Raw genomic sequence first — 10,260 nt, 5'->3', positions numbered from 1 at the left:
CTTCTCCTGCTTGCGCCGAAAAGGACAGCTTCCAAGTCACAGGTGACTTGCAGCTGTCCTTTTCCCAAGGCCGAGCATCCTCCCAACGTATGAGCGAGAGCCTCCATATAGAAGGCACCACCTTCATCATGGTAAAATAAGCGATAGAAACTCTGAAAGGATGGCCTTCCCATGAGTCAGCAGCAAGATTTTACGCAAGGGAATATTTTTAAAACGCTCATCCTTTTTTCAGGACCGATTATGCTCACGAACCTTCTGCAAACGTCCTTTCAGTTTACCGATAGCTTGTGGGTCGGTAACTTGCTTGGCGAGAACGCGTTAGGTTCAGTGGCAGTTTCCAGTACGATTGTTTTTACGATGCTTTCGTTCGTCATTGGTCTAAACAATGCATCTTTAACGATCCTATCTCAACAAAAAGGACAAGATAACGAGGAAGGACTCAGACGTTATCTCAATGCCTTTGTCGTCGTATTGAGCATATTATCGATCGGGATCGGAATTGCTGGCACCATATTTTCCGAAGAATTATTGCGGCTGATCGGTACACCGGAAAGTATGATGGCATCAGCCACCGCCTATTTGCAAATCAACTTCCTCGGGATGCTTTTTTTATTCGGATATAATTTTATCGCAACGATTCTCCGTGCATTAGGCGACAGCAAAAGCCCGATGCGTTTCGTAGCGATTGCAGTTTTCCTTAACATTATCTTAGACCCATTATTCATCGCAGGTTTTGATTGGGGCATCGAAGGGGCCGCTTATGCCACGGTGGTCTCCCAAGGGAGTGCGTTTATATATGGGCTTGTCTTCGTCCTGCGCCGAGGGGCCGTTCCTTTTATCATTCCTACCTTACCTAAAAAAATAGAGGTGGGATTGATTCTTAAGCTTGGCATCCCCTCAGGGTTACAAATGGCCGTCATCTCCGCTGGTGTTGCCGCGATTATGAGTGTAGTAACCACTTTTGGCGAGGATATAGTCGCCGGATTTAGCGCCGCGCAAAGACTAGACAGCCTCATCATGCTTCCAGCGATGGCACTAGGAACAGCGGTGAACAGTATGGCCGGGCAAAACATTGGCGTCGGAAATTGGGGAAGGGTCACAGCCATTACCAAGTATGCCGTTCTGTATAATTTCGCGGTTATGCTTAGCATTGGTGTGCTCATCGTGATTTTTGCTGAATACGGTATTCAGCTTTTTATTCAAGACGAAGAGGCCGTGGAATTTGGAACAAGATATTTGCAAATCGTCGCCCTCTGTTATCCATTTCTCGGCATCAATTTTGTACTGAACGGAATTGTTCGCGCCGCGGGAGCCATGTATCAAGTATTAGTTCTCAATCTGATTTCCTTCTGGGTCCTTCGCTATCCATTAACATCCTTATTTTCCTCCTGGCTTGGAGATACAGGTATCGCCATTGGCATGGGCGTCAGCTTCATCATCGGCAGTCTGTTCGCTTATCTTTATTACCGATATGGAAAATGGCGGGAAAAAGAATTATTTAAGGAAGAATGAAGGCAGGGTGTTGGTACTTCCGCCTGCCTATTGATCTTCCACGAAACGTGATACGATGAAAATAGATAGGAGGTGGAGTACGATGGTGAATACAGATCCAATCTATATCCAAGCTCGACACTTATTTGACAAAAATGATAAAAAAGCGCTGAAATTATTGAAAAAATCCGAGAAAATCAATAAACATCACCCGATTCATCTCCACTTCACTTACGGTATTTTTGTTGAATATTATTGGAGATTTAGAAAAGATAGCCACAGATCCAGGGAATTATGCATCCATTACGGGCAAAAACAGCTCGATCATTTGTTTACATTTCAGCAAACACCGCGCAGGATGTTGCATTTAATGGATACTTTTCAAAATTCAGCCAATTCTCCCCATTTGGAACAAGACTCTGTCCGCATCCCAGGTGTAGGGGCGGTGGTATCATTATATTTAGATCAAGGCGAAAAAGAAGAAGCCCTCCGCGTCATGAAACGGGCGATGGAATATGACGAACATTACTCCTTTGGCAGCGCGGTGACTGATCTTTTATTTTTATACCTCCCTGACGAACGATTGGGGGTTGCAGAAGAAATCGACAAAGTGGACACCCTGGAGGAAATGACCGAACCACTGCAACAAGTCTATGAGTTTATAAAACATAACCCAGGTTTACATGAATCAACGATTACGGAAGAATTAACACAAGCACTGGGATGGAGCGGTAGAGACGCGAGTATTTTTCTAAAACAGGTCGTGACGGATGGCAAAGCGGAAAAGAGAGAGGGGAGTTATTATGCGGCAGGTGCAGGTTATTAAGGAGGCCAAACGCTATCATACGTGCAGGATGATTAGAAGAGAGAGGTAGTGAACTCTCGTCTAGATCTTCTGTGTCGCCGCAGCATCCACCATTAGTGCGGTGCCATAAGCATGCGGAATGGGCTTGGAAGACAGCTAAAGCTGAATCGTAATGTAGCGATCCAACCCACCCATGACATACTCATGGATGTTCAGGCCCGAAGTCCGGTAGGTGCCCGACCAATAATATATCGTAAGCTTAAATCGATCATGTTGATTCGTACACTGAATTTCTACATTGATGGCTTCATCGTCACGGTAGTCACGCATAAATTTTTATGGAGGACACTACAGCGAAGGAAAGCACCAAGGCTACGCGATTTTACTCATTAGCCTGAATATGTCATCAATTCTTTTCATTTTTACGGAAAAATCGATAGCATTAATTCTGATTTGTTCAGTGGGAGAGTGTGTATTTATCTGAATACTGTTAAATACCTGATGGTCATGTCAGCGATCCTTGAGTCCTTTCAACGTATCATGATATTCTTCCATTCCTTCATTCAGAATTTCGAAAAACTCTGGATCCACCCATTGGGCACATCCATTAGTTTCTTTTTTATGGATGCGAATTTCATGATCGGCTGTGCCTTTGCGGTTCATTTCGCGTTCATCCATATAACTATTCCCCTTATTTATAAATGGAGCAGTTCATAATCAACTCCTCTGCCCATTCCACAACCTTCGAGTTACTACTCACATACATTTCCTGATCTCCCCTTCCTGTTGTTTGCATTTCGATGGAACCGTCGCGAAGCACATTCCACGTCTTGATTTTAGGAATGAATTGATCTTGCTCTCCTTGAAAACAAGCCGGCAATCTCCAAAACGACCGAGCTGTTTTGGCTTCGTCGGTAAGGACAAGCCGGGGGGCGTAGTGAAAACAACCCCACCCTGTCTGTTTGGCGTTCTTGCTGAATGTTGGTGTGGCCATGTAAACACTATTGCGGCCTTTCTGATGTTCATGACTGTTTTTAATATGCGGATGATAAGATGTCCATGAAGGGATCGGATCCCCAGCCTTGATATCCAATGCACGATCCACTTCCAAATAGCCGAAAATCGCGTGGATATCGGGAGCATGAGGAACATACCTCCAAACACCATCTTCTTTTCTTGCTTCCTTAAACCACCCGAAAAAAAGAAAAATATCGCCTTCCCCGACATCGCGGTTATGTAACGTCCCCTGGGAAATCCCCGATTGACCAAACAACCCACGCCACTCTTCCGGACGACGATCCAACAGCGATCGCTGCAGATCAGGATCCAGATGCGCTTCGGAAAACTGCTTAATCCCCAAATCCTTCATGATCTTCAAGTAATTTTCCTGTGATGAGAACGCCATGTCTTTATAGAAAATGCCGGAATCTGCGCTTGGGATGGGCAGCGACACGAACTTGTTATCCAGGATCGGGCTCGGTTTCCCGCCGGCGCTTCCATCGAAACCTTTTCTGCTTAGGATGAGTTTTCTGGGCATGGAACTTCCCCCTGCTTAATTGGTATTACTAAATATGCTACGACTAAGCCTTCTATCGATAATATAAATGTGCCTGTGCCATCAATCCTGATATAAAGGGGACGATCCAAACGCCTATATAATAATTAACAACGGCAGAAGCTAAACAGAATGGTTTCCCCGCATTTTTTACACATGTGAAAAACATTAGGTGAAAACTTCATAGTCTTATTTCCCTCCTCAAGATTCAATTAGGAAGGGAATCCCCTGAGTCATATACTCGACAATATATCAACTGCAAACGGAATACGCATATACTCAGTACCATCCTCATAAGTCACCAAAAGGTCATACGTCGTACTCGGATCATGTTCACCTTGGGCGAGCACGAATTTTTCTTTATAGACGCGTTCTTGGGGTTGCGAGCTTGTAGCATCTGCAATGATGTGGACGACGTTTGATACCACTGTGCCTTCTTCGGAGACAAAGCAAGCGAGATAACGAGCCGGTCGCCGTCGATCCGCTACACGTTCACTTTGAAGAAAATCAAGGTACGTTACGCTATTGGTTAGCTTTCGTGTTAAACTCGTCAACTGAATATTTACAGGGGCATCTCCTTCGCTTCGACCTTTTCGGCTTGTTTGAACATGAAGAACGGGGATGGTTAATTCCTGTAATGATGCACCACCATGTACATAATTCTCTCCCCCACCCCGAACTTTGAAGCGAGTGGTTCCTTTCGGAACATGGACATATAAAGGGTGATCTGTATCTGCCGGAAACGGAAAGGTCAACGTCCCTTGATCTCTATCTGGGGAATCATTCACAATAAAGCGATGATTCTCTAGATCCCCACTTAACCCATCTATAGGCCGTTTCGATCTTTCTCCTAACGGATCTCTCGTATAAATAAAGCCATGATCTGCGGTCACTAAAAAATCACCAGCTGATACCGTATTAAAAAGTCGTAGGATGAGACCCTCCAATTCTTCAACAGCACGATCACCAGCGGTAAGTACTTGATGTTCGCTTGGTCCTTGTTCACCAAGGTTATCGACAACATTATGATAAATATAAACGATTCGCTGGCCACGCAACCGTTCCCGCAATGCTTGTTTTGAAAGTGACTGCAGATCGGAATAAGTGATAGCCATCGAGTCAGGCTCTTTTTGTTGCAATACAGCTTCACGGGCTTTCGTACTATTTGTCGGTTGTCCATCTAGCAGATAACTGTTGTTTTGATAAGATAATGTTCGATGCGGCAATAAAGAGGCCATTCCTAGCGGTGTATACGAAGGAACTTGCCCCAACATGGCATGAAGCTCTGCTGTATATTTATTTTGGTTGTTGAGCTGATCACTTAAATCACGAGCAAGGGCATAACGGAAGGCGTCTGAAATGATGACATAGACCCTTTGCTTTTTCGCTAGTTTTCGCACAAAATGAGTGTAAAATTTATTTTGTGCGGGTACATCACCGACTTCTAAGCCACCTTCATGGGCCAACGCATCACTCCACTTAAAGTCCAATGTATCAAGAAAATAGTGGTAGATCTCCTCAACTTCATCTTTTAGCCCATCTAAAATGGATGATCGACTCTGTACCTGATCGTATGCTGTGTAAAACTTGCGATAGTTTCCATCAAAACGATAGCCATCGTTTCGATAATAATCGAATAGCTCCTCTTTAATGTATGGGAGACCTTCTTGCTCCAGAGACCACACGCCTGCTTTTAAAGCAATCGCGGCCTCTATGGCTTGATATTTATCTTTATAAAGATCCCACCAATGGGTCGAGCGTCTAGCAGTGATCAATTGCTGGTAGCGATTAAAATTTTGACCGCCTTCAACGAGACGCTCAATCGTATAGGCAATGATCTTGTCATCAAAAAATGCAAATGTATCTCCATGTAAGAGTTTTTCTTCTGACACGGAGCTTAATAACTTGAAAACGTCATCACTTTGTTCATATTTATTTGCCAGCGTTCGATATGCTTGATAATATTGGGGATCGTTTTGCCATTGATTAATAAGTACTTCACAATTTACCGGATCCAAAGGGGTAGCTTCTTCCTTTCCCGGAAATGCAATACCCACTTCATCCGAGGAATGAGTTAACAATAAACTTTTAATAAAGCCTGAAATGGAAGGCTTGTTTCCTTTCAATGGATATCCAAAATAACGCTGTGTCCAATCCCAAAATACATCCCTTCTGCCGTATTTTTGTAACCGGCTCCATGCCTTATTCTCGGCTTCCGTTTCACCGCTTACAATATGTTTTACGACTGAAAAGAAATGAATCGTGTCTACTTTTGTTACGGCAGACATGACGGCTAAATCTACATCATCTTCACGTTGAATATAGAGCCTACCCGCTACTTTTCGAAATGTTTCTCTTCGGTCCCTCGCCCGGAAAAAGATGCTGTAGCGGTCAAAAGCCGCCCTTAGCCGTTCACCTTCTAATGCTAGATCCTCCATTAACATGGCGATATGATCCATATGAAAAGACATGCTGTACTCATAAACGTCCCTTAACCAGTCTTCTTGGATCTCCGGCTGCGGGTAAGGAAAATATAATAACAGGTGGTCATGACTACCCGCTTCAATTTCATATTTCATTTGAAACTGACCGTATGTACTACCATCAAGAATTTGCACCTGATCCAGATGGATATCATGTATTTCTTTCTGATAATCCGCGTTGGCATCATACCAAAAAACAATATGACGAGTCTGGCCACGTTTTAATTCGCGTTCAAATAAATGCTGTAATCGTGGCGCTAATTCTTCTCTCATCCCGCTAGTTCCTTTCCTATCGTACTCAATAGCCTAAGAATAACAGATTTCGATTACTAAAAAAATAAGCCAGCATGGTGAAGCCAACCATACTGACAAAATGTTAAAGTTTTTTAAGAAGCAGCTGATCTTTCCCTTGTTGCTCACTATCTTCTAACGCTAAATATTGCAGTTTCGCGTAATTGACCTTCACGCCATCGTCTAGATCAAGTTCTATGCGCCGATTGGCTTGGTGCGAGATGATTTCATCATATGACCGCATTTCGGCAAGTTCCTTTGATAGCTTTTCTCTTCGTTTTCTCGCTTGTGCTTTTTCACGACTTCCCGCTTCGCTATTGATGGTTTCACCTAATCGGCTAACTTCATCTTCCATTTTCCGCTGCAGAAGATGCAAATAATCTGTCCGCACACGCGCAATCGTATCCTTGTCATAACGATGTAAATACATGAGCGCCTGAAAACCATTTTGCCTGCCACTGGAAAACATCCAATAAATCGGACGTTTCTGGTAGGTTTTGAGATGATCTTTATAAAACTCTTTGACAAAATAACGACGGATCCGCTCCCGTGCAGTTTCAGACCCTTTTCGTTCTAAAGCGTCAGCAATAAATTCTAAGTTCTCCTCGAGTGTATCTTCGCCGTATACCCTCTCCACAATCTCCACGACACGAGTGACGATATCATTTTCAAAATACGGCTCATTGGTGATTGGAATAATATTATCCGGTTCCGGGATCACCGTTTTGTATTGGCTAGCATCCCACTCGCCACCAGCGTAAGCGAGACCTGGCGTGTCGAGAGAATAACGACCAAATATGACGCCGACACAGTAGGAGAGGAAGCTACGAATGTCGCGCGGGAGGTCTGCTAGATTGACCGAAACCTCATTATTATCGATATCACTATTGATTTCATTATTTAAATGATATAGATCAATAAAGCGTTTATTTAACGTTGTTTCATTGCTTTTTAAGTTAATGAATCTGTTATAAGTTTCTTCACACCATTTTTCAAATGCTTCCGAAAGTGTTGGCAGGGCATTTCCGCTTTTTACTAATGGATGGCATTTAAATGACCTTGATTTTTCAAATGAATCATAATCTGATTTACTGATCTCAATGTTTTCTTTTACTAAATGAGTAATTTTTTCTTTATCATTCTCAGAACTAACAACTACTGGAAGCTTACTCACAGGTCCTTCATGAAAATCTAAAGTTGGTGAGATTATATATATAAACTTATTAACCAGGTTAGTATTAAGAAGGCCGAACAAGTAATAAAAATCATCTTCATGGCTAGGAAAAATGACAGATCCTTTAGTTTCAAAAATCCCATTTTGATGTAACCTGAATGAGATTGCGGAACTTGAAATAGTTGACCAAGTTATCCCTTTTTGAAAATAGTATGAAGGATTCCTTATGACAGAGCGTTGCTTATTATTTTCATCAACAAAATTTTTTATTTCACTTCCCTCACTCTCCCAATTGATTACATAGTCCAAATTTCCATACCATTTTCTATAACTTCCACCTTTAGTTGTCGGGAACCATTTGCATCCTGATTGCATGGCTTGTTCACTGTTTGAAATGTATAAACCTACATTCTTTATATTCACTTCCGGCCATAAACGTAAAAACCTATTATTATCACCTGTCGCTAACCCTTGCTTAGCCTCAGCTACATCACCAAGCTTAGGGTTTTCCCTGTAAATTTTCCTAACTTGGTCAGTGACCCAATAAGCTATTGGATAACCTGGGATATCCTTGAACCCATCTTGGGGAATTTGATAAAATTTATTGCTATCATTTAAATAAAGCTTTTTATCATCAGGATTTTTAATATCTACCAATCTAATAAATTTGCTATTATAGTCATCTAATAGAGTTTTTCTGAAAATAAAACTAGTCGTTTGCACTACCTCACCACTAATTTCTGCAAACGCACGAGTGCCTAAATGAGTCATTGAATAGATTTGATTAGTAGACAACATTTTGACTCTGAAACGTTCAAAGGTGGACAAGAACATCCACGAGTGCATATTAATCATGCCTATGAATCCTGCTTCTTTCACAAGCCTTTGGTTCACTTCCATAAACATCGCATATAGATCAGCTTTGCTATCTGGATATCTTTTCTTTACGTAATGACTCATATCCGCATGCATACTACCTCGACCCATGTATGGCGGGTTGGTAATTGCAAAGTCATATCTGTCTTTTTTCAACAATAGTCCTTGTTTAATCAATTGCGTGATCACAGGACGTTTAAAAGCTTTAAACTCGTATTCTAATAAATTGCTTTCACGATCATCCCATCGTTGATCTAATGAAAATAATGCATCCCAATCGAAATTAGGAACTTCTATCAACGAACCATACAACTTAGCATCCTCAAACAAACGCCTTAATTCTTGTAACTCCTCATTAAGACCGGAATCCAACGCAAACATTTCGATGTCTTCGTCTGTCAATATATTGCTATCTTCAAAATCCATGACGTGAATATCCAGGTCTTTATTTGTACGTAAGAAACGGCGATCTTTCTCTCTTGCTTTCATAATAAGCGCAAATGTGGCTAGTTGTACGGCGCGTTTATCCACATCTAGGCCATATAAATTGTGCTTTAAAATGAGTGTAGGAATGTCACGTGCGGAATAGCCGCTTTCTTCATACATAGCATATAAGACATCAAATGCATAAACGAGAATATGGCCAGAACCAGCAGCCGGATCCATGATTTTAATATCTTCTAATGCTTTTTCACCACCGCTTAGTTCCTCCATCTGTTTTTGTACGTCTCCCGTTTGCTCTGCCGGCTCCAAATAATAGTTTAACTTTTTTGCGAAGCTATCATCTTTTTTATGTTCGATCCACCATTGCCCAAGGGAATTGTCAACCATGTATTGGACAATCCAGTCGGGAGTAAAAAATTGTGTCGCTGCGGGCAACTGTTGTTTGGAGATCTTTTTCGAGCGAGCTTGTGCAAATACAGCATCCTTTTCTTCTTCAATATAAAATTGATAAAGCCAACCGACAATTTCGACTTGCTTCCAATCATCTTCTTGAACTATCTTTAACATCTCATCGAGAACGCTGCCTTCTTGGAGGAGAAAATCCGGGCATAGCAGCTCAACTTCTCCTTCAATCTCATCGAAGACATTGGGGATTCGTTTCCCTAAAAGGTTACTTTGCTTAACAAGAAGATACTTAAACAATTCATCTATCTTATTTTCATCTTGTAATTGATATACTCTATCATGATCTAACTCAAGATCTTCGATTAGTTCATGGGCGTCACTTACAGCATCGGGCTCTACTTTTCCCTGTTGCTCTGATGATAAAAATCGTTTTCGTATGGGCAAGTAATCATTGACTTCCATAAAGCGCAAAGCGATCAAGCGGTTAAACCAGGTGTAAGTGACTTCTTCTATCACACGCTCATAACCTTCTTGATTAATTCGCCGAATAAGCTTGTCATATTGCCGTTTATGTTCGGATCCATACGGAACGCCATTTACAAGTATTCCATCGGTTAACGGTGTCCCTTCTATTTTGTCTTCCGTCACACCAAATTGATAGGCTTTTTGGATAACAGCCTTTGTTAACTTCCTCCGAGCCTCAATCGCAAACTTCCTGAGCGCTTTCTTGTCCATC

The 10,260-nt window shown here is 42.0% G+C and carries 6 protein-coding genes; 2 read left to right on the top strand and 4 right to left on the bottom strand.

Going from position 1 to position 10,260, the window contains the following annotated elements; translation table 11 throughout:
- Positions 1-171 precede the first annotated feature (171 nt).
- Positions 172-1,512, top strand: coding sequence for an MATE family efflux transporter (locus tag HNR44_RS14880; RefSeq protein WP_184405130.1), 1,341 nt, complete (start codon positions 172-174; stop codon positions 1,510-1,512).
- An 82-nt stretch (positions 1,513-1,594) separates the two neighbouring features.
- Positions 1,595-2,317 (top strand): hypothetical protein, encoded by a 723-nt coding sequence (locus HNR44_RS14875; RefSeq protein ID WP_184405129.1) that lies wholly within the window; start codon positions 1,595-1,597, stop codon positions 2,315-2,317.
- Positions 2,318-2,806: 489 nt separating this feature from the next.
- Here the strand turns inward: HNR44_RS14875 and HNR44_RS14870 are convergent, their stop codons facing one another.
- The 4 genes from HNR44_RS14870 to pglX form a co-directional block, all read right to left on the bottom strand.
- Entirely contained in the window at positions 2,807-2,974 is a 168-nt protein-coding gene (locus HNR44_RS14870) for a hypothetical protein (protein WP_184405128.1), read from the bottom strand.
- A gap of 13 nt (positions 2,975-2,987) precedes the next feature.
- Positions 2,988-3,833 (bottom strand): Nmad3 family putative nucleotide modification protein, encoded by an 846-nt coding sequence (locus tag HNR44_RS14865; RefSeq protein ID WP_184405127.1) that lies wholly within the window; start codon positions 3,831-3,833, stop codon positions 2,988-2,990.
- A 251-nt stretch (positions 3,834-4,084) separates the two neighbouring features.
- A complete protein-coding gene (gene pglZ / locus HNR44_RS14860; RefSeq protein ID WP_184405125.1) occupies positions 4,085-6,607 on the bottom strand; it encodes a BREX-1 system phosphatase PglZ type A in 2,523 nt (840 codons plus the stop codon).
- A gap of 103 nt (positions 6,608-6,710) precedes the next feature.
- Positions 6,711-10,259 carry a BREX-1 system adenine-specific DNA-methyltransferase PglX gene (gene pglX / locus HNR44_RS14855; protein ID WP_184405124.1) on the bottom strand — a complete coding sequence of 1,183 codons (3,549 nt, stop codon included), beginning with the start codon at positions 10,257-10,259 and terminating at the stop codon, positions 6,711-6,713.
- Between the last annotated feature and the right edge of the window lies 1 nt (position 10,260).

Source organism: Geomicrobium halophilum (assembly GCF_014207655.1).
Lineage (GTDB): Bacteria > Bacillota > Bacilli > Bacillales > Marinococcaceae > Geomicrobium > Geomicrobium halophilum.
The sequence above is the reverse complement of the archived record's forward strand: the minus strand, read 5'-3'. Positions and strand labels throughout refer to the sequence as shown.

Excerpts from the sequence above, each read along its gene's own strand:
- HNR44_RS14880 (WP_184405130.1), top strand. The coding sequence starts at position 172 with ATGAGTCAGCAGCAAGATTTTACGCAAGGGAATATTTTTAAAACGCTC.
- HNR44_RS14875 (WP_184405129.1), top strand. The coding sequence starts at position 1,595 with ATGGTGAATACAGATCCAATCTATATCCAAGCTCGACACTTATTTGAC.
- HNR44_RS14870 (WP_184405128.1), bottom strand. The coding sequence starts at position 2,974 with ATGGATGAACGCGAAATGAACCGCAAAGGCACAGCCGATCATGAAATT.
- HNR44_RS14865 (WP_184405127.1), bottom strand. The coding sequence starts at position 3,833 with ATGCCCAGAAAACTCATCCTAAGCAGAAAAGGTTTCGATGGAAGCGCC.
- pglZ (WP_184405125.1), bottom strand. The coding sequence starts at position 6,607 with ATGAGAGAAGAATTAGCGCCACGATTACAGCATTTATTTGAACGCGAA.
- pglX (WP_184405124.1), bottom strand. The coding sequence starts at position 10,259 with ATGGACAAGAAAGCGCTCAGGAAGTTTGCGATTGAGGCTCGGAGGAAG.